The 19,893-nt window shown below is 69.3% G+C and carries 16 protein-coding genes; 9 read left to right on the top strand and 7 right to left on the bottom strand.

Translation table 11 applies throughout. The annotated features are described in order from the left end of the window. Positions 1-70 precede the first annotated feature (70 nt). The gene (locus tag HEP81_RS14525) at positions 71-1,213 is read left to right on the top strand and encodes a glycoside hydrolase family 18 protein (RefSeq protein ID WP_421673929.1); all 1,143 of its coding nucleotides are present in this window, start codon (positions 71-73) and stop codon (positions 1,211-1,213) included. Positions 1,214-1,223: 10 nt separating this feature from the next. Here HEP81_RS14525 and HEP81_RS14520 read toward each other — a convergent pair whose 3' ends face one another. The 4 genes from HEP81_RS14520 to HEP81_RS14505 are packed head-to-tail and all read right to left on the bottom strand — an operon-like array spanning position 1,224 to position 5,112. Then, entirely contained in the window at positions 1,224-1,994 is a 771-nt protein-coding gene (locus tag HEP81_RS14520) for a succinate dehydrogenase/fumarate reductase iron-sulfur subunit (protein ID WP_037659902.1), read from the bottom strand. Continuing rightward, complete coding sequence (locus HEP81_RS14515) at positions 1,991-3,967, bottom strand: fumarate reductase/succinate dehydrogenase flavoprotein subunit (protein ID WP_037659905.1); 1,977 nt, start codon at positions 3,965-3,967, stop codon at positions 1,991-1,993. The genes HEP81_RS14520 and HEP81_RS14515 overlap by 4 nt, the downstream gene beginning before the upstream one ends. Continuing rightward, on the bottom strand, positions 3,967-4,788 hold the full coding sequence (locus tag HEP81_RS14510) for a hypothetical protein (RefSeq protein WP_037659908.1): 822 nt from the start codon (positions 4,786-4,788) through the stop codon (positions 3,967-3,969). The genes HEP81_RS14515 and HEP81_RS14510 overlap by 1 nt, the downstream gene beginning before the upstream one ends. A gap of 36 nt (positions 4,789-4,824) precedes the next feature. Then, complete coding sequence (locus tag HEP81_RS14505; RefSeq protein ID WP_037659912.1) at positions 4,825-5,112, bottom strand: hypothetical protein; 288 nt, start codon at positions 5,110-5,112, stop codon at positions 4,825-4,827. A gap of 287 nt (positions 5,113-5,399) precedes the next feature. On the opposite strand from HEP81_RS14505, the gene HEP81_RS14500 reads away from it, so the two are divergent. From HEP81_RS14500 to HEP81_RS14470, 7 genes are all read left to right on the top strand, one after another. After that, on the top strand, positions 5,400-7,541 hold the full coding sequence (locus HEP81_RS14500) for an ABC transporter family substrate-binding protein (protein WP_037659914.1): 2,142 nt from the start codon (positions 5,400-5,402) through the stop codon (positions 7,539-7,541). A 142-nt stretch (positions 7,542-7,683) separates the two neighbouring features. Then, a complete protein-coding gene (gene typA, locus HEP81_RS14495) occupies positions 7,684-9,591 on the top strand; it encodes a translational GTPase TypA (RefSeq protein WP_037659917.1) in 1,908 nt (635 codons plus the stop codon). Between the two features lie 546 nt (positions 9,592-10,137). Next, the gene (locus HEP81_RS14490) at positions 10,138-11,166 is read left to right on the top strand and encodes an ABC transporter permease (RefSeq protein ID WP_037659919.1); all 1,029 of its coding nucleotides are present in this window, start codon (positions 10,138-10,140) and stop codon (positions 11,164-11,166) included. A gap of 156 nt (positions 11,167-11,322) precedes the next feature. Further along, positions 11,323-13,131 (top strand): ABC transporter substrate-binding protein, encoded by a 1,809-nt coding sequence (locus HEP81_RS14485; RefSeq protein WP_037659922.1) that lies wholly within the window; start codon positions 11,323-11,325, stop codon positions 13,129-13,131. 85 nt (positions 13,132-13,216) lie between these two features. Continuing rightward, positions 13,217-14,197 (top strand): ABC transporter permease, encoded by a 981-nt coding sequence (locus HEP81_RS14480; protein ID WP_037659925.1) that lies wholly within the window; start codon positions 13,217-13,219, stop codon positions 14,195-14,197. 12 nt (positions 14,198-14,209) lie between these two features. Next, positions 14,210-15,232, top strand: a complete 1,023-nt coding sequence (locus HEP81_RS14475) for an ABC transporter ATP-binding protein (protein ID WP_051850440.1) — start codon at positions 14,210-14,212, stop codon at positions 15,230-15,232. A gap of 12 nt (positions 15,233-15,244) precedes the next feature. After that, complete coding sequence (locus HEP81_RS14470) at positions 15,245-16,384, top strand: ABC transporter ATP-binding protein (protein ID WP_037659927.1); 1,140 nt, start codon at positions 15,245-15,247, stop codon at positions 16,382-16,384. Between the two features lie 35 nt (positions 16,385-16,419). On the opposite strand, the gene HEP81_RS14465 is transcribed toward HEP81_RS14470, so the two are convergent. Then, positions 16,420-17,163, bottom strand: coding sequence for a class I SAM-dependent methyltransferase (locus HEP81_RS14465; protein ID WP_037659929.1), 744 nt, complete (start codon positions 17,161-17,163; stop codon positions 16,420-16,422). 82 nt (positions 17,164-17,245) lie between these two features. On the opposite strand from HEP81_RS14465, the gene HEP81_RS14460 reads away from it, so the two are divergent. Then, positions 17,246-17,629, top strand: a complete 384-nt coding sequence (locus tag HEP81_RS14460) for a VOC family protein (protein WP_078967558.1) — start codon at positions 17,246-17,248, stop codon at positions 17,627-17,629. Positions 17,630-17,775: 146 nt separating this feature from the next. Here HEP81_RS14460 and HEP81_RS14455 read toward each other — a convergent pair whose 3' ends face one another. Beyond that, positions 17,776-18,819 (bottom strand): ABC transporter ATP-binding protein, encoded by a 1,044-nt coding sequence (locus tag HEP81_RS14455; protein ID WP_037659934.1) that lies wholly within the window; start codon positions 18,817-18,819, stop codon positions 17,776-17,778. Positions 18,820-18,844: 25 nt separating this feature from the next. Beyond that, the gene (locus HEP81_RS14450; protein ID WP_037659938.1) at positions 18,845-19,882 is read right to left on the bottom strand and encodes an ABC transporter ATP-binding protein; all 1,038 of its coding nucleotides are present in this window, start codon (positions 19,880-19,882) and stop codon (positions 18,845-18,847) included. Positions 19,883-19,893: the final 11 nt, after the last annotated feature.

Here is a 19,893-nt window from a genome sequence, read left to right as displayed (position 1 = left end):
GTATGGGGGAGTGGACCGCACCGCGAGCGGGGCGGATACGGGTGGGGGACCAGGCGGACAGGGGGACGGAATGGACGCGGAAACCGGGCCGGGTAAGGGGGCGGAGCCCTTGGGTGCCGAACCGGCTCCGACAGCGGAGACCTCCCCCGAGACCGACCCGACACCCACCCCCGCCCCCCAGCCCGGCACCCCCTCCCACCACCCCCGTCGCCCCCTCCGCCGTACCCTCACCGTCCTCTCCCTGGTCCTTCTCCTCCTCGTTCTCGCCCTCCTCACCGCCGAAGGCGCCCTCCGCGTCAACTACTCCGGTGAGCCCGCGCCCGGCACCCGCACCCGTGGCCAGGACGCGCTCTGGCTCGGGCACGCCTGGGTGGACGGGCGGAAGGGCGAGGCGGATGTCAGGGAACTGGCGGGCCGGTTGCGGGGGACCGGGGTCAGGGATCTGTATGTGCACTCCGGGCCGCTGGAGGACGACGGGACGTTGCCCGACGCGGACTACCCCAAGGCGGGTTGGCTGATCGGCGCCCTGCACCGGGAGCTGCCCGACGTCCGCGTGCAGGCATGGCTGGGGGACGTGGTCGCGAGCGAGGGACCCGAGGGGCTGCACCTGGAGCGCCCGGCGACCCGGTCCGCGATCCTCGACTCCACCCGGCGGATCCTCGCCGCCGGCTTCCAGGGCGCCCACTTCGACCTGGAGCCCCTGCACTCCGGCGACCGCGGCTACCTGACCCTCCTCGACGACCTGCACACCCTCACCCGCGCCCACCACGCGCTGCTCTCCGTCGCCGCCCACCAGATCGACCCCCTGCCGGGCTTCCACTCCTTCTGGGGCACGACCACCGGGCACCCCAAGTGGTGGTCGCAGGCGTACTTCGGGCAGGTGGCCCACCGGGTGGACCAGATCGCCGTGATGTCGTACGACACCATGCAGCCGCAGCCGAGCCTGTACGGCGGCTATGTGGCCCAGCAGACCAGCCTCGCCCTGGAGGTGACCCCCGGGTCCACCCAGCTCCTGATGGGTCTGCCCTTCTACCACGAGAACCGGATCGGGCACCGGGCCCGCGCGGAGACCGTCCCGGCCGCGGTACGGGGCGTACGCCTCGGACTGTCCCGTACCGACGCCCGCCGCGCCCGCTTCGGCGTCGCCCTGTACGTGGACTTCGCCGCGACGGACGCGGACTGGCGGGCCTACCGCGAGGGCTGGGTGGAATGACGGGCGACGGTCAGGAGGGGCGCCTTCTGATCTTCGAGCCCAGCCAGACCAGCGGGTCGTACTTGCGGTCGACGGCCCGTTCCTTCAGCGGGATCAGGGCGTTGTCCGTGATCCTGATGCCCTCCGGGCAGACCTCGGTGCAGCACTTGGTGATGTTGCAGTAGCCGAGCCCGTGTTCCTCCTGCGCGGTGCGTTTGCGGTCGAGGCCGGACCGCTCGGCCGCGTCCAGCGGGTGCATGTCCAGTTCCGCGACCCGCATCAGGAAGCGCGGGCCCGCGAACGCCCGCTTGTTCTCCTCGTGGTCGCGGACCACATGGCAGGTGTCCTGGCACAGGAAGCACTCGATGCACTTGCGGAACTCCTGCGAGCGGTCCACGTCCTCCTGGAACATCCGGTACTCGCCGGGCGCCAGCTCCGCGGGCGGTACGAACGCCGGGATCCCGCGCGCCTTCTCGTAGTTGAAGCTCACGTCCGTCACCAGGTCGCGGATCACCGGGAAGGCGCGCAGCGGGGTGATCGTGACGGTCTCCGCGCGGTCGAAGACCGACATCCGGGTCATGCACATCAGCCGGGGGCGGCCGTTGATCTCCGCCGAGCACGAACCGCACTTGCCCGCCTTGCAGTTCCAGCGCACCGCGAGATCCGGTGCCTGGGTCGCCTGGAGCCGGTGGACGATGTCGAGGACCACCTCGCCCTCGTTGACCTCGACCGTGAAGTCCCGCAGCCCGCCGCCCTGTTCATCGCCCCGCCACACCCTGAAGCGGGCCTCGTAGCCGCTCATCGGGACAGCCCCCCTTCCAGTTCCTCGTCGGTGAGGTACTTGGCCAACTCCTCCTTGTCGAACAGGTCGAGCAGATCGGGGCGGATCGGGGGAGTGGTCTCACGGGTCAGCCGGATCCGTCCGACGGCCGGATCGGCCAGCGCACAGAGCAGGTTGACGTTGCGCCACTCCCGCTCCATCGCCGGGAAGTCCTCCCGCGTATGGCCGCCGCGCGACTCCGTGCGCTCCCGCGCCGCCCGTGCCACGCACTCGCTGACCAGCAGCATGTTCCGCAGGTCCAGGGCGAGATGCCAGCCGGGATTGAACTGCCGGTGCCCCTCGACGCCCACCCGGCCCGCGCGCTCGCGCAGCTTTGCGAGCCTGCTCAGGGCCTGCTCCATCTCGCCCGCCCGGCGGATGATGCCGACCAGGTCGTTCATGGTCTGCTGGAGTTCCTGGTGCAGGGTGTACGGGTTCTCCGCGCCGCCACCGGCCGCCTCGACAGCCCCGGCCGCCTCCGCAGCCCCGGCGGTCCCGGTCGCCCCGGCCACCCCGCCTTCCGCCCCGAGGGCGAACGGGCGCAGCGCCTCCGCCGAGGCCGCGCCGATCTGCTCGTCGTCCACGCGTGGCCGCTCCCGGGCGAGGGAGCGCGCGTACTCGGCCGCGTGCCATCCCGCGCGCCGCCCGAACACCAGGAGGTCGGAGAGAGAGTTGCCGCCGAGCCGGTTGGAGCCGTGCATGCCGCCCGCCACCTCACCGGCCGCGTACAGCCCCGGCACCCCGCGGGCCGCCGCCGTCTCAGAGTCCACGGCGATACCGCCCATCACGTAGTGGCAGGTCGGCCCGACCTCCATCGGCTCGGCCGTGATGTCGACGTCCGCCAGCTCCTTGAACTGGTGGTACATGGACGGCAGCCGGCGCCGGATCACCTCCGCCGGCATCCGGGTGGAGACGTCCAGGAAGACACCGCCGTGCGGGGAGCCGCGGCCCGCCTTCACCTCGGCGTTGATGGCGCGGGCGACCTCGTCGCGGGGGAGCAGTTCGGGCGGGCGGCGATGGTGCTCGGGATCGTCGTACCAGCCGTCGGCCTCCTGCTCCGACTCGGCGTACTTCTCCTTGAACACGTCCGGCACGTAGTCGAACATGAACCGCCGGCCCTCGGAGTTGCGCAGCACCCCGCCGTCGCCACGCACCGACTCGGTGACGAGGATGCCCTTGACCGACGGCGGCCAGACCATTCCTGTCGGATGGAACTGCACGAACTCCATGTTCAGCAGCGGCGCTCCGGCGAGCAGCGCCAGCGCGTGGCCGTCGCCGGTGTACTCCCAGGAGTTGGACGTCACCTTGAAGGACTTGCCGATGCCGCCGGTCGCGAGGACCACGGCGGGGGCCCGCAGGACGAAGAAGCGGCCGGTCTCGCGGTCGTACGCGAAGACCCCCGAGACCCGTGAGCCGTCCTTCAACACCCGGGTTACGGTGCATTCCTGAAAGATCTTCAGTTCGCACTCGTGGTCCCCGGTCCGGGCGTGGTCCTCCTGCTGCAACGCGACGATCCGCTGCTGGAGGGTGCGGATCAGTTCGAGGCCGGTGCGGTCGCCGACATGGGCGAGGCGCGGGTACTCGTGGCCGCCGAAGTTGCGCTGGGAGATCCGGCCGTCCTTCGTACGGTCGAACAGCGCGCCCCAGGTCTCCAGTTCCCACACCCGCTGCGGTGCCTCCTGGGCGTGCAGCTCGGCCATCCGCCACTGGTTGAGGAACTTGCCGCCGCGCAGGGTGTCGCGGAAGTGCGTCTGCCAGGTGTCGTGCTCGTTGGCGTTGGCCATCGCCGCCGCGATGCCGCCCTCGGCCATCACCGTGTGCGCCTTGCCGAACAGGGACTTGCAGATCACCGCCGTACGGGCGCCCCGCTCACGCGCCTCGATCGCGGCCCGCAGCCCGGCGCCTCCGGCCCCGACCACGACGACGTCCCACTCCTGGCGGTCCACCACGGGCATCAGAAGAACCTCGGATCGTCGAAGACACCGGACGCGAGCAGAAAGACGTAGAGGTCGGCGAGCGCCACGCCGAGCAGCGAGGCCCACGCCAGCTGCATGTGCCGGGCGTTGAGCCGCCCCACGAGGCGCCAGGCCCGGTAGCGCACCGGGTGCCGGGAGAAGTGCTTGAGGTGGCCGCCGACGATGTGCCGGCAGGAGTGGCAGGAGAGGGTGTACGCCCAGATCAGCGCGATGTTGGCCAGGAACACCAGGGTGCCGAGGCCCATATGGCCCCACGCGTGGTGCGCGTCGCGGAAGGTCAGGGCGGTGTCGTAGGTCAGCACGCCCGCGACGAGCAGGGCGGCGTAGAAGAAGTAGCGGTGGAGGTTCTGGAGGATCAGCGGGAAGCGGGTCTCGCCGGAGTACTTCCGGTGCGGCTCGGCGACCGCGCAGGCGGGCGGGGAGGCCCAGAAGCCGCGGTAGTACGCCTTGCGGTAGTAGTAGCAGGTCAGCCGGAAGCCCAGCGGGAAGACCAGGATGATGATGGCGGGGGAGATGCCCCACCAGCTCCCGAAGAGGTCCGCGTTGGGACCGCCGCGCATGGACTGGCAGTTGTGCGCCAGGCAGGGGGAGTAGAACGGCGAGACGTACGGCGACGCGTAGTAGTCGGCGTTCGCGAAGGCCCGCCAGGTCGAGTAGACGACGAAGGCCAGCAGACCGGCCGCCGTACCGGCGGGCGCCAGCCACCAGCGGTCGGTCCGTAAGTGGGCGACGGTGATCGCGGCGCGCCCGGGGGCACGCACGCCGCCGCCTTCGGGTCGGTGCTCCGTACCAGTGGCCAAGACAGCACTCCGCTCGGCTCGGGGAACAGGGGCGTATCAGGGGGCGTGCCGGTCACGGGCGCCCAGGCCCTCGTCGTCCGAGTCCGTCCACAGGCTGATGTCGTACGGCGTGTCGGAGATGGTGACGAGGTCGGGCGGGGTGGCCGAGCCCTTTGTGGCGGCCGCCTCGCGCAGCAGCGCCACGCTCTCGCGCAGATGGTCGGCGTCCAGCCGGGCCCGGCGCATCTCCAGGCCGCCGCCGAGCTGCCGCTCCAGCCGGCCCAGCGATCGCCGCAGGTCGTCGAGGCTGCGCTGGACGATGGTCAGGTCGTCGTGCACGGACATGATGTGCCCTCACTTCCGCGGATGCTGCGGGTCCCGGGCGGCATTGCTCATGCGCCTGAGAGTGTCGCGCGTCACACCTGGTGCTGTGAAGGGATCTGCATCGATTGGACGGGTGTACGGGCGCTCGTCCGGTGTGTTTGCGCCGCACGGGTGGGCTTGCCGGCCGTGGCCGCCGTGTCGCTCGTGATCGGTGGATCCTTTCCTCTTCAGTAGCCGCATAGATCTGATCAGCTCCAAATACCGCCAAACGTGATCATATCGCTCGCGGCTTCCCGGAGGTAGCAGAGATGTCCCACCACGGCGTCGGCCTGCGCGCGGTCCTGCGCTCGGCCGCCTTCCTCACCACGGGCGCCCTCGCGGCAGCGCTGCTCACGGGTTGCGGCTCGGACGACGACGTGGCCAAGCCTCTCGCCGCACAGGACATCGATCTGGTCGCCCGCAGCCAGGTGGCCGACGGCGGCACCCTGAAATGGGCCGTGGACGACCTCCCGGAGACGCTGAACACCTACCAGGCCGACGCCGACACCGGGACCACCCGCGTCGCCCAGGCCACGCTGCCCGCCATGTTCCGGATGGACGCCACCGGCCGCCCGGTCGTCAACCCCGCCTACCTGGAGTCCGCCAAGGTCATCGAGACCGAGCCGCGCCAGGTGGTGCTGTACAAGCTGAACCAGCAGGCCGTGTGGAGCGACGGCCGGGAGATCGGCGCCGCCGACTTCGTCGCCCAGTGGCGGGCCCTGTCCGGCAAGGACAGCGCCTACTGGACCGCGCGCAACGCCGGTTACGACCGCATCGAGAAGATCGAGCGCGGCGCCAACGACCTCCAGGTCCGGGTCACCTTCTCCCGCCCCTACGCCGACTGGAAGTCGCTGTTCTCGCCGCTGTACCCGAAGGACGTCATGGGCACCCCGGACGCCTTCAACGACGGCGCCCGCCGCAAGCTGGCCATCAGCGCGGGCCCCTTCAAGGTGGACAAGGTCGACACCATCGCCCAGGACATCGTCCTCACCCGCAACCCCCGCTGGTGGGGCAGGCCGGCCAAGCTGAACCAGATCGTGCTGCACACCGTGCCCCACGACAAGCGGGTCGGCGCGCTCGCCGACGGCACCGCGGACCTCGCCGACCTCGACCCGGCCGACGCCGAGCGGATCGGGATCGCCGCCAGCGGCAAGGGCGGCTCCTCCCCGCTCCAGGGCGGCGGCCGGACGTCCCTCTCGACCCTGCGCTCCTGGGCGCGCGCCCACGGCCTCGACTCCGCCGACGTCAAGGCGGGCCGCACCGAGCTGGCCAAGGCCATCAGCGACTACCTCGCCCAGCAGACGGCCCTGAAGGCCTACGGCGTCCGCAAGTCCCTGGAGCCCGCCTACACCCAGCTCGCCCTCAACGGCGCCTCCGGGCCGCTGACCGACGAGCGGGTCCGCCGGGCTGTCGCGCGCGCCCTGGACCGCAAGGAGATCGCCCGCCTGGTGCTCACCCCGCTGGGCCTGCCCGCCGTACCCGTCGGCAGCCATCTCGCGCTGTCCGGGCAGCCCGCGTACGCCGACGACAGCGGGGCGCTCGGCGCGCAGGACACCAAGGCGGCGCAGGCGCTGCTCGCGGACGCCGGCTGGGTGGCCGGCGGACCGGTCAAGGAGCAGAAGGGGCAGAAGGCGGCCGGGCCCGAGAGGGGCCGGGAGGAGAAACAGGAGGAGAAGCAGGAGGAGCAGTCGGACGGCGGCCACGACGGCGAGTACATCGTCGGCGAGGACAACAAGGGCGACGCCGGCGGCAAGCACCTCGCGGAGGAGGGCCGGCACGGGGGAGCGGCGGGCGCCTACGCCCCCAAGGGCACGGCGGCGCCCGCCGGGGCCAAGGCCGGTCCGCTCGCCAAGAACGGCAAGGCGCTCACCCTGCGCTTCGTGCTGCCGTCCGGGCCGGGCTCGGACACGCTCAACACCGTCGCCACCAGGATCTCCGCGATGCTGGACCGGCTCGGGATCGTCACGACGATCACCAAGGTGTCCGACGAGAGCTACTTCAAGGACCACATCGCCGCGGGTGACTTCGATCTCGCGCTGTACTCCTGGCCGTCCTCCGCCTTCCCCGCGACCGACGCCCGGCCGATCTACGCCAAGCCGCTGCCCGGCGCGGACGGCTCGGTGAACGTCGAGCAGAACTACACCCGGGTCGGCACCGACCAGGTCGACCAGCTCTTCGAACAGGCGGCGACGACGCTGGACGAGGACGAGGCGAAGTCCCTGATCAGGCAGGCCGACAGCCGTATCTGGGCCGCCGCCGGCTCGATCCCGCTCTACCAGCGCCCGCAGCTGGTGGGGGCGCGGAAGGACCTGGTCAACGCGGGGGCCTTCGGCTTCCAGACACCGGTGTACGAGGACATGGGATTCCTGAAGAAGGGGGCCAGGGTCTCGGCGAGCCCGTCCCAGGGCTGAGGGGCCCGGAGGCCCTGCGGAGGCCGACCCGCCCAGGGCCACGTACCATGGGGTGAGGCCGTGGCGTGTCAAGCCCGGCAGGCCCGCGTCACACGGACGTACGCAGCAGGGCCTTCTCACCACTTCGGGAGTACGCCGCACTATGGCCACGCGCCACGACATCCGCAACGTTGCCATCGTCGCTCACGTCGACCATGGCAAGACCACCATCGTCGACGGCATGCTGAAGCAGGCCGGCGCGTTCGCCGCTCACCAGCTCGACCAGGTCGACGACCGAGTCATGGACTCGAACGACCTGGAGCGTGAGAAGGGCATCACGATCCTCGCCAAGAACACGGCGGTGAAGTACCACCCCAAGGACGGCGGGGAGGTCATCACCATCAACATCATCGACACCCCCGGCCACGCCGACTTCGGTGGTGAGGTCGAGCGCGGTCTGTCGATGGTCGACGGCGTGGTGCTGCTGGTGGACGCCTCCGAGGGTCCGCTGCCGCAGACCCGGTTCGTGCTGCGCAAGGCGCTCCAGCAGCGGCTGCCCGTCATCCTGTGCATCAACAAGACGGACCGCCCCGACGCCCGCATCGACGAGGTCGTCAACGAGACGTACGACCTCTTCCTCGACCTGGACGCGGACGAGGAGCAGATCGAGTTCCCGATCGTCTACGCCTGCGGCCGTGACGGCGTCGCCTCGCTGACCAAGCCCGAGGACGGCACCGTCCCGGCCGACAGCGACAGCCTGGAGCCGTTCTTCTCCACCATCCTGGAGCACATCCCGGCCCCGACGTACGAGGACGACGCGCCGCTCCAGGCCCACGTCACCAACCTCGACGCCGACAACTTCCTCGGCCGTATCGCGCTGCTCCGTGTCGAGCAGGGCGAGCTGCGCAAGGGCCAGACCGTGGCCTGGATCAAGCGCGACGGCACCATCAGCAATGTGCGCATCACCGAGCTGATGATGACCGAGGCCCTCACCCGCAAGCCCGCCGAGGTGGCCGGCCCCGGTGACATCTGCGCCGTCGCCGGTATCCCGGACATCATGATCGGCGAGACCCTGGCCGACCCGGAGAACCCGATCGCGCTGCCGCTGATCACGGTGGACGAGCCGGCGATCTCCATGGTCATCGGCACCAACACCTCGCCGCTGGTCGGCCGTGGTGGCACCGGCAAGGGCGCGGACGCGAAGGCGGCCGTCAAGGACCGCAAGGTCACCGCCCGCCAGGTCAAGGACCGCCTGGACCGCGAGCTGATCGGTAACGTCTCGCTGCGCGTCCTGGACACCGAGCGCCCCGACGCCTGGGAGGTGCAGGGCCGCGGTGAGCTGGCGCTGGCCATCCTGGTCGAGCAGATGCGCCGCGAGGGCTACGAGCTGACCGTCGGCAAGCCCCAGGTCGTCACCCGGGAGATCGACGGCAAGGTGCACGAGCCGGTCGAGCGCATGACGATCGACGTGCCCGAGGAGCACATGGGTGCCGTCACCCAGCTCATGGGCGTCCGCAAGGGCCGCATGGACAACATGTCGAACCACGGCTCCGGCTGGGTGCGCATGGAGTTCGTGGTCCCCTCGCGCGGTCTGATCGGTTTCCGTACCGAGTTCCTGACTCAGACCCGCGGCACCGGCATCGGCCACTCCATCCACGAGGGCCACGAGCCCTGGTTCGGCACCCTGACGACCCGTAACAACGGTTCGCTGGTGGCCGACCGCGCCGGTTCCGTCACCGCGTTCGCGATGACGAACCTCCAGGAGCGCGGCGTGCTCTTCGTGGACCCGGGCACCGAGGTGTACGAGGGCATGATCGTCGGTGAGAACTCGCGCGCCGATGACATGGACGTGAACATCACCAAGGAGAAGAAGCTCACGAACATGCGGTCCTCGTCGGCCGACTCGTTCGAGGCGATCGTTCCGCCGCGCAAGCTGTCGCTGGAGCAGTCGCTGGAGTTCTGCCGCGACGACGAGTGCGTCGAGGTGACCCCGGAGGCCGTTCGCATCCGCAAGGTGAACCTCGACCAGCGTGAGCGCGCCCGCGCCGCGAGCCGTGCCAAGAACGGTTGATCCAGGGCCACTTGAACCCGGGTCCCCCCATGGTGGGGGGACCCGGGTTTTTTGCAACCCGTTTTTCAGTGGTGCATGTCCGACATGCGGAGATCGCTGCCCGATACCCATGTAACAAGTCCGTTTCGCGCCTTCTTCGGGCAGACGCTTTGTCCAGATTTTGAAAGATCTGGGCGGCAGCCGTGACTGAATCGAGATCTACGGGCAGTGGTCGGCCGTTCCGCCCATGGCAGATAGTTAGCCGCGTAGCGCTCGGGTCAATGGGTCACGCGCTGTGGGGACAGTTGCGTCGACTCACGAGCACCAAGGGGTGCCTGAGCCTCCGTCAGGGGTGTCGGAGGCTAGGCCGGAAACCCCTTTCGTAGGTGAACGCGTGCAGTCGTGAGGAGGAACACCCATGTGCGGTGTCGTAAGCAGCAGGCGGATCGGTTCTTCGCTTCCCGTCGTGTGACCAGGTCTTTGAACTACGCGCGTCCGCCTGTGGGTTCGCGCGTTCTCGGAGTACCCGGGCACCATTCACACCCATATCTGTGAAACGGACGAACCGTGACAAGTCCTATCGACATGGGGGGCGGCGGAACCGCGGTCGTCTCCGGCGAACCAGGGCCGAAGGCGACGGGCGAGGCCGCGCTGACGGGCCGGTCCCCCGGCCAGCTGATGTGGACGCGCTTCAAGCGTGACCGCACCGGAGTGATATCGGCCTACGTGGTGGGCTTCTTCTTCCTGATCGGCCTGCTCGCGCCGCTGATCTCGAAGGTGTACGGCAAGAACCCGTACACGGTCTACGCGGACGAGCGCCCGGACCTCTTCGACAGCGCCGGTGTGCCGGTGCATCCCAACGGCGGGATCAGCGGCCAGTTCTGGTTCGGGCTCGAACCCGGCAACGGCTACGACGTCTTCACCAAGCTCATCTACGGCATCCGCACCTCGCTGATGATCTCGGTCGCCGTCACCGTCGCGGTCGTCGTCACCGGCATCCTGCTCGGAGTCGCGGCCGGCTATCTCGGCGGAAAGACCGACTACTTCATCGGCCGGGTCATCGACTTCCTGCTCGCCTTCCCCGCGCAGCTGTTCTTCATCGCGAGCATGCCGGTCGTGGTCTCCCTGTTCGTCAGCCCGCGCGACGAGACGCCGACGTACGTCCGGGTGCTCGCGCTGATCATCGTCCAGTGGTTCCTGGGCTGGATGGGCCTCGGCCGCATCCTGCGCGGCACCGCACTCGCCCTGCGCGAGCGGGAGTTCATCGAGGCGGCCAAGGTCAGCGGGGCCTCGCCCTGGCGGATCATCCGCAAGGAGATCCTGCCGAACATCGTCACCCCGCTGCTGGTGCAGTCGACGTATCTGCTGCCCAACTTCGTGACCGCCGAGGCGGGTCTGTCGTACCTGGGCGTGGGCATAGTCGAACCCACGCCGGACTGGGGCCAGATGTTCTCCAAGGCGTCCACCGAACTGGTGATGCAGAACGACATCACCTACATGTTCTTCCCGGGCATCTCGATGATCGTCTTCGTCGTCGCCTTCAATCTGCTCGGCGACTCGGTCCGCGACGCGTTCGACCCCAAGACCGCGCGCTGACCCACCGCCGAAGCCGCCGACGGGAAGACGGGTCCGGTCGGCAACTCCTCCGCACCGCAAGGCACTTCAGTACTCCTCGTACCGCACCAGAGTCCTTTTCGTACCGGTGAGACATAGAACGCACTGGTGACACACAGATGGGTGGGAATCCTCGTGATGAGTAGGGGCGGACGCCACGCATACGGCGCACTCTCCGTGCTCGCGGCCGGAGCTCTTGTGCTCACCGGTTGCAGCAAGGGCGGCAGCGACGCGGGCGACAACAAGAAGCAGGACGAGCAGAACGCGCAACGCCAGCAGGCCTCCATCAAGTTCGGCGACGCGGCCGACTCCACCGGGCCCGCGGCGGCCGTGCCCGGCGCCAAGAACGGCGGCAGCATGGAGGTGCTCGAACGCGACAGCTACGCGCACCTGGACCCGGGCCAGGTCTATGTCTTCACCGAGATGACGGTCGCCCAGTTGCTCGATCGCGGTCTCACCGGCTACAAGGCGACCAGCAACGACGGCAAGCAGCACGAGGTGGTCGGCGACCTCGCCACCGACTCCGGCACCACCACCGACGGCGGCAAGACCTGGAAGTACACGCTCAAGGACGGCATCAAGTTCGCCGACGGCACGCCGATCACGTCCAAGGACGTCCGGCAGACCGTCGAGCGGCTCTTCGCGCCCTTCATCAACCAGGGCCCGACCTACCTCCAGCAGTGGCTCGCGAACACCAGCGGCACCGGCTACCGCAAGCTGCTGCCCGACGGCCCCTACAAGGGCAAGCACCTGCCGGACAGCGTCCTGTCCACGCCGGACGACAAGACCATCGTCTTCCACTTCAAGACGCCCCACCCCGACCTTCCGTACACACTGGCCATGGCGGGCTACTCCATCGTCTCCGCCAAGGGTGACACCAAGGAAAAGTACGACAAGCATCCGGTCACCACCGGCCCGTACAAGATCCAGTCCTTCAAGTCCGGCAAGTCGATGGTGCTGGTCAAGAACCCCAACTGGGACGCGAAGACGGACACGATCCGCCACCAGTACGTGGACCGGTTCAACATCACCTTCAACCAGCAGTTCGAGGCCTCCACCAAGGCCCTGCTCGCCGACAGCGGCGCCGACCAGGCAGGCATCAGCTTCAGTAACTCGGTGGACGCGGGCAACCTGTCCCAGGTGCTGAGGGACCCGAAGCTCAAGTCCCGGGTGGTCTCCGGCTACCAGCCGTACGTGGGCCAGATGAACATCAACATGAGCAAGCCCGAGATGAAGGACATCCGGGTCCGCCAGGCCATCGCCTACGCACTGCCGGTCACCCCCTTCGTCCGCGCCTACGGCGGCACCGACGCCATGCAGGTCGCCGGCGGCCTCATCGGCCCGACCGTCAGCGGCTACGACCCCTCGTTCGACCCCTACGGCAAGCTGAAGAAGCCCGCGGGCGACCCCGCCAAGGCTCACGCCCTGCTCAAGGCGGCCGGCAAGCTCAACATGAAGCTGACCTTCGGCTACATCAACACCCAGGAGGGCCAGCAGTACTCCACCGCCATGGCGGCGGGCCTGAAGAAGGCCGGCTTCGACGTGCAGCGCCAGGAGATTCCCTCCGAGACGTTCTACGACCAGGTCTCCAAGCTGAACAACCCCTACGACATCTTCCACACCTCCTGGGGCGCCGACTGGCCGTCCGCCTCCACGGTGATGCCCCCGCTGTACGACGGCCGGCAGATCGCCAACGGCGCGTCGAACTACTCGCAGGTCAACGACCCGCACGTGAACAGCGAGATCGACCGCATCAACACGATCACCGACCCGGTCAAGTCCGCGGCCGAGTGGGAGAAGCTCGACAAGTACCTGCTGACCAAGGTGGTCAACGAGGTCCCGACCGCGTACTACAAGTCGACCCAGATCGCCGGCTCCAAGGTCGGCGGCCTCGTCTACGACGACGTGATCGGCGGCGTCGACCCGCGTCGCCTCTACATCAAGTAACCGTCATCCGCCGGTACCCGGCGCGCCCCGGCCAAGGGCGCGCCGGGTACCGCCCGGACCGCCGACGTCTGAGAGCTGCCCCCTCATGCTGCGCTTCCTCGTCCGCCGGATCATCGGTGCCGTCGTCATTCTGTTCCTGCTGAGCATCGTCACGTTCGTGCTGTTCTTCGGGGTGCCCCGGGACCCGGCGCTGCTGATGTGCGGCAAGACCTGCAACCCGGACAGCATCGCGAACATCCACCATGTGCTCGGCCTGGACAAGCCCCTCACCGAGCAGTACTGGATCTTCCTGCACAACCTCGTCATGGGCAGCAACCAGTTCGCCCAAGGGCCGTGTCCGGCACCCTGTTTCGGGTACTCGTACCACACCAACGACCCGGTCTGGTCGACCCTGATGGACCGGCTGCCCACCACCGTCTCGCTCACCCTGGGCGCGGCCGTCTGCTTCCTGATCGTCGGCCTCGGCACCGGACTGCTCGCGGCCTGGCGGCGCGGCACGCTGGTCGACAAGACGGCCACCGGCGGCGCCATGGTGATCAGCGCGCTCCAGATCTACTTCCTCGGCCCGCTCGCCCTCGCGATCCTCGTCTACCAGACCCACTGGTTCGACAAACCCGCCTACAACGACTTCACCGGCGACCCGCTGAGCTGGTTCACCGGGCTGATCATCCCCTGGGTGGTGCTGTCCACGATCTTCGCCGCGCAGTACACCCGTATGGCGCGCTCCGCGATGATCGAGCAGCTCCAGGAGGAACATGTCCGCACCGCCCGCGCCAAGGGCATGTCCCGGCGCTATGTCTTCTTCCGCTACGCCTGGCGCGGCTCGCTGATCCCGATCGTCACCATCTTCGGCATCGACCTCGGCTCGCTGCTCGGCGGCGCCATCATCACCGAGTACACCTTCGGCCTGCCGGGCCTCGGCCAACTCGCCGTGCAGTCCGTGTTCTTCAGCGACCTGCCGCTGCTGCTCGGGGTGATGCTGTTCGCCGCCACCATGATCCTGGTCTTCAACATCGTCGTCGACGCCACATACGCCTTCATCGACCCGCGCGTGCGGCTGTCCTAAGGAGAGACACCCATGAGCACCCCTCTCCTGTCCGTGCGGGACCTGCATGTCAGCTTCAAGACCGAGGACGGCGTCGTCCGGGCCGTGGACCGGCTCTCCTTCGATCTGGAGCGGGGCAGGACGCTCGGCATCGTGGGCGAGTCCGGCTCGGGCAAGTCGGTGACGAACCTGACCGTCCTCGGCCTGCACAACCCGATGTTCACCACCGTCGAGGGCGAGATCCTGCTGGACGGGCAGGAACTCACCACCGCCCCCGAGCCGGAACTGGAGAAGCTGCGCGGCAACAAGGTCGCCATGATCTTCCAGGACCCGCTCACCGCGCTCTCCCCCTACTACACCGTCGGCCGGCAGATCGCCGAGCCGTACATGAAGCACAACGGCGCCTCCAAGAAGGAGGCCTGGGAACGCACCGTCGAGATGCTCGGCAAGGTCGGCATCCCCAACCCCGGCCAGCGGGCCAAGGACTACCCGCACCAGTTCTCCGGCGGCATGCGCCAGCGCGCCATGATCGCCATGGCACTGATCTGCGATCCCGACCTGCTCATCGCGGACGAACCGACCACCGCGCTCGATGTGACCGTACAGGCGCAGATTCTCGACCTGTTGAAGGACCTGCAACAGGAGTTCGGATCGGGCATCATCTTCATCACCCACGACTTGGGGGTGATCGCCGACATGGCCGACGACATCATGGTGATGTACGCGGGCAGCGCGGTCGAGCGGGGCACCACCGAACAGGTGCTGCGCTCGCCCCAACACCCGTACACCTGGGGCCTGCTGAACTCCATGCCGCGCCTGGACTCCGACACCGGCGCGCGGCTTTCCCCGATCCCGGGCACTCCGCCCTCCCTGCTCAACCCACCGTCCGGCTGCCGTTTCCATCCACGCTGCGCCTTCCAGGGCCGGGTGGCGGGAGCGGGCCGCTGTACGACCGAACGCCCACCGCTCGCCACCGACCGGGCGTCCGCCTGCCATCTGACCGCGGACCAGAAGCGGACCATCTTCATCGAGGAGATCAAGCCCCGCCTGGGCTAGGAGGACACTGTCATGAAAGAGGACCTGGTCCTCCCGGCCCAGCGCGCGCAGGGCCCCGGTACGGACGGGGAGCGGCTGCTTGAGGTCACCGGACTGACCAAGCACTTCCCGGTCAAGGGCGGCTTCCCGATCCGCCGCACCATCGGGCAGGTGCAGGCCGTGGACGGCATCGACCTGACCGTGCACACCGGCGAGAGCTTCGGGCTCGTCGGCGAGTCGGGCTGCGGCAAGTCGACCACCGGCCGGCTGATCACCCGGCTCATGGAGCCGACCGCCGGCACCGTCGCCTATCGCGGCCGGGACATCAGCCACGCCTCGCGCAAGCAGCTGGCGCCGATCCGCTCCGAGATCCAGATGATCTTCCAGGACCCGTACTCGTCGCTGAACCCGCGGCAGACGGTCGGCACCATCATCTCCGGGCCGATGGAGATCAACGGCATCAACCCGCAGGGCGGCCGTGAGAAGCGCGTGCGCGAGCTGCTGGAGATCGTCGGTCTGAACCCCGAGCACTACAACCGCTTCCCGCACGAGTTCTCCGGCGGTCAGCGCCAGCGCATCGGCGTGGCCCGGGCGCTGGCCCTGGAGCCGAAGCTGATCGTGGCCGACGAGCCGGTCTCCGCGCTGGACGTCTCCATCCAGGCGCAGGTCGTCAATCTGCTCCAGCAGGTGCAGAACGACCTGGGCATCGCGTTCCTCTTCATCGCCCATGACCTCGCGATCGTGCGGCACTTCTCGCAGCGGGTCGCGGTGATGTACCTCGGCAAGATCATCGAGGTGGGCGACCGCGACTCCATCTACACCCGGCCCCGCCACCCCTATACCCACGCTCTGCTGTCCGCGGTCCCGGAGGTCAACCTCACGGACGAGGACACCGGCGGGCGCGAGCGCATCCGGCTCGCCGGTGACGTGCCCTCGCCCATCTCCCCGCCGTCCGGCTGCCGCTTCCGCACCCGCTGCTGGAAGGCGCAGGACAAGTGCGCGGCGGAGGAGCCGCCGCTGGTGCGGATCTCCGGCAACCACGAGGGACATCTGACGGCGTGCCACTTCCCGGAGGAGCCGACGACCGAGGGGCGGGAGGAGGACATCGTGCTGGACCCGGCGCTGGCGGCGCTGGAGGAGGCGGCGTCCGACGAGGGGCAGGGGCAGCCGTAGCGGCCGCGGGCGGGCCCGCCGCCTGATCCTCGCGCTCAGGCCGCGGGCGTCGCCACGGTGATGATCTCGGGGGCGGCGGGCGCCGGCGGCCGGCCGTCCCAGTCGCCGTACTGCTCCACGACGGCGAGCCCCGCCGCCGCGAGAAAGCCGGCGAGGGAGCCGGGGTCCAGGAAGCGCAGGACGCCGCGGCTGACGCGGGGGGCGGGCCAGCGGTCGCTGTCGTAGGTCTCCGTGAACCGCACCCGGCCGTCGCGGGGGCCGCCGTCCAGCACCTCGTGGGTGACCCGTACGGGCGTTCCGTCGGCGGCCACGGTCTCGTACGCCCGGTCGGGCGTCCAGCGCTCCCATGCGCGTGCGGCGGGGTTCCTGACCTCGAACACGAACCGCCCGCCGGGGCGCAGGGCCTCGCGCACGGCCCGCAGACAGCCCCGGATCTCCTCGTCCCCGACCAGCGCCTGGAAGGCGTGCCCGGTCATCACGACGAGGTCGAACTCCGCCTCCCAGCGGCGCACCCGGGTGTCCCCGAGCACCCACTCGACGTCCGGCCGGGCCGCGCGGGCCTGTACGAGCATGGCCGCGGCCGGATCCAGCCCCATCAGCCGCCCTCGATGCCCCTCGGACCGGGCCCTGCGCAGCAACTGCCCGGTCCCGCACCCGACATCGAGCACATCGCCAGCCCGCCGCACCAGCCCCAGATAGAAATCGTCGCCCGGGCCCCAGGGGTTGAGGCTGTCGTACAGCGCGGCGAGCGAGAGATCAGCGAACGAGTGATCCACCACCGCGGCAGTGTGCCATACGTTTCCGAACGGCACACGTCGGTGGCCGGTGCCGATGTGCCGTGCGGGGAAGGGGAGTCGGGGCGTGCTGCATCACATCGAGCTGTGGGTGCCGGACCTGGACCGGGCGGTCGCCTCCTGGGGGTGGCTGCTGGGCTCCCTCGGCTGGGAGCCGTACCAGGAGTGGGCCGCGGGGCGGAGCTGGCGGCTGGGGGAGACCTATGTCGTGGTCGAGCGGTCGCCCGCGCTGCGGTCCGGTGCCGGGCACGACCGGATGCGGCCGGGGCTCAACCATCTGGCTTTCCGGGCCCGGGGGAGGGAGGCCGTGGACGCCCTCGCCGAGGAGGCGGCCGCGCACGGCTGGCGGCCGCTGTTTCCCGAGCGGTATCCCTACGCCGGTGGCCCCGGGCACTACGCCGTCTATCTGGAGGACGCGGACGGCTTCGAGGTGGAGGTTGTCGCCGGCTGAGCCCGGGCGGCCCCGGGTACGGCGAAGGCCCGCGTCTGGGGAGACGCGGGCCTTCATTTCCCGTGGAGCGGACGTTCAGGTGGCTCGGGTCAATGGGCCGGTGAAGTCCGTTCCGGCAAGGGAGCGGCCGACGGAAAAGGGGTGTGTCAGGCCGCTGCCTCGGGGTCCTTGGAGAGACGCGGGGCCGGGATGGTCTCCGGCGTCTCGGGGTAGTGGCAGGCCGTGAGGTGACCGGGCTTGTTGCCTTCGACCTGGACCAGCGGCGGGGCCTCCGACGCACACTTCTCCGTCGCCTTCCAGCAGCGGGTGCGGAAGCGGCAGCCGGACGGCGGGTTGATCGGCGAGGGCACGTCGCCGACCAGGCGGATGCGCTCGCGCGGCTCCTCGTCCACCGTCGCCTCCGGCACCGCGGACAGCAGCGCCCGGGTGTAGGGGTGACGCGGGTTGTCGTACAGGTCCTCGCGGTCGGCGATCTCCATGATCTTGCCGAGGTACATCACCGCGACGCGCTGCGAGAAGTGCCGCACGATCGCGAGGTCGTGGGCGATGAAGACGAACGCGATGCCCAGCTCCTGCTGGACCTTCTGGAGCAGGTTGACGACCTGCGCCTGGATGGAGACGTCCAGCGCGGAGACCGGCTCGTCGGCCACGATCAGCTTCGGCTCCAGGGCCAGCGCGCGGGCGACCCCGATGCGCTGGCGCTGACCGCCGGAGAACTCGTGCGGGAAGCGGTTGAAGTGCTCGGGGTTCAGACCGACGATCTCCAGCAGCTCGCGCACGCGCTTCTCGCGCCCGCCCGCCGGGTTGATGTCGTTGATCTCCATGGGGCCCGCGATGATCTTGCCGACCGTCTGCCGCGGGTTCAGCGAGGCGTACGGGTCCTGGAAGATCATCTGGATCTCGGACCGGATCGGCGCCAGCTGCTTGCGGCCCGCGTGCGTGATGTCCTGGCCCTGGTACTTGATCGTGCCCGCGGTCGGCTCCATGAGCCGGGTGATCAGCCGGCCCGTGGTCGACTTGCCGCAGCCCGACTCGCCGACGAGGCCCAGGCTCTCGCCCGCGGAGACCTGGAAGTCCAGCCCGTCCACGGCCTGCACCGCACCGACGGTCCGCCGGATCGGGAAGCCGCCCTTGATGGGGAAGTGCTTCGTCAGCCCGGAGACGTCCAGGAGGGGGTTCGTGTTGCTCATGATCGTGAAGTCCCGTCTGCGTCCGTCAGTGTTGCCGGGTCGCGGCGAAGTCGGCGAAGAGTTCCTGCTTCTGCTCGGCGGTGAGGTGGCAGGCCGAACCCCGGCCCTCCACGATCTCCAGCAGAGGGCGCTCGCTTGAGCACTTGCCGCCCGAGACCTTCTCGGTGAAGGCGCAGCGCGGGTGGAAGCGGCAGCCGGACGGCGGGTTGAGCAGCGACGGCGGCGCACCCGGGATCGGCGTCAGCGGCACGTCGACCGGGCCGTTCAGACTCGGCATCGAGTTCATCAGGCCCAGCGTGTAGGGGTGCTGCGGGTCCCGCAGGACCTCCCTCTTGGTACCGCGCTCCACGCACCGGCCGCCGTACATCACCAGCACGTCGTCGGCGATGTCGGCGATCACACCCAGGTCGTGGGTGATGAAGATGATCGCGGTGCCGAACTCCTGCTGGAGATCCTTGAGCAGGTCCATGATCTGGGCCTGCACGGTCACGTCGAGGGCCGTGGTCGGCTCGTCGGCGATCAGCAGCTCGGGGTCGCAGACCAGCGCCATGGCGATCATCGCGCGCTGGCGCATACCGCCGGAGAACTGGTGCGGGTAGTCGTCCACCCGCATGTCCGGCTGCGGGATCCCGACCCGGCGCAGCATCTCGATGGCGCGCTTGCGGGCCTCGGACTTGCTACAGCCCGTGTGCTTGCGGTAGGTCTCGGCGATCTGGATGCCGACCGTGTGGTACGGCGACAGCGAGGCCAGCGCGTCCTGGAAGATCATGGACATCTTGTTGCCGCGCAGCCGCTCCATCTCACGCTCGGAGGCGGTGAGCAGGTCCTGGCCGTCGAGGAGGATCTCGCCCTCGATCGACGTACGGGCCGGGTCGTGCAGGCCGAGGATGGTCAGGTTGGTGACCGACTTACCGGAGCCCGACTCGCCCACGATGCCGAGCGTCTGACCCTTGGCCAGGTCGAAGCTGAGACCGTCGACGGCCTTGACGACGCCGTCCTCGGTCGAGAAGTGGACCTTTAGGTCCTTGATCGAGAGAAACGGCTGCTGATCGGTGCTCGTCACGGGGACGCTCC

It is taken from the genome of Streptomyces griseofuscus (genome assembly GCF_014673495.1).
In the GTDB taxonomy this organism is placed as follows: domain Bacteria; phylum Actinomycetota; class Actinomycetes; order Streptomycetales; family Streptomycetaceae; genus Streptomyces; species Streptomyces murinus.
Note: the sequence above shows the minus strand (reverse complement) of the source record. Positions and strands in the feature narration are given on the sequence as shown.

Excerpts from the sequence above, each read along its gene's own strand:
- HEP81_RS14520 (WP_037659902.1), bottom strand. The coding sequence starts at position 1,994 with ATGAGCGGCTACGAGGCCCGCTTCAGGGTGTGGCGGGGCGATGAACAG.
- HEP81_RS14500 (WP_037659914.1), top strand. The coding sequence starts at position 5,400 with ATGTCCCACCACGGCGTCGGCCTGCGCGCGGTCCTGCGCTCGGCCGCC.
- HEP81_RS14485 (WP_037659922.1), top strand. The coding sequence starts at position 11,323 with ATGAGTAGGGGCGGACGCCACGCATACGGCGCACTCTCCGTGCTCGCG.
- HEP81_RS14505 (WP_037659912.1), bottom strand. The coding sequence starts at position 5,112 with ATGTCCGTGCACGACGACCTGACCATCGTCCAGCGCAGCCTCGACGAC.
- HEP81_RS14525 (WP_421673929.1), top strand. The coding sequence starts at position 71 with ATGGACGCGGAAACCGGGCCGGGTAAGGGGGCGGAGCCCTTGGGTGCC.
- HEP81_RS14455 (WP_037659934.1), bottom strand. The coding sequence starts at position 18,819 with ATGAGCAACACGAACCCCCTCCTGGACGTCTCCGGGCTGACGAAGCAC.
- HEP81_RS14480 (WP_037659925.1), top strand. The coding sequence starts at position 13,217 with ATGCTGCGCTTCCTCGTCCGCCGGATCATCGGTGCCGTCGTCATTCTG.
- typA (WP_037659917.1), top strand. The coding sequence starts at position 7,684 with ATGGCCACGCGCCACGACATCCGCAACGTTGCCATCGTCGCTCACGTC.
- HEP81_RS14475 (WP_051850440.1), top strand. The coding sequence starts at position 14,210 with ATGAGCACCCCTCTCCTGTCCGTGCGGGACCTGCATGTCAGCTTCAAG.
- HEP81_RS14515 (WP_037659905.1), bottom strand. The coding sequence starts at position 3,967 with ATGCCCGTGGTGGACCGCCAGGAGTGGGACGTCGTCGTGGTCGGGGCC.
- HEP81_RS14470 (WP_037659927.1), top strand. The coding sequence starts at position 15,245 with ATGAAAGAGGACCTGGTCCTCCCGGCCCAGCGCGCGCAGGGCCCCGGT.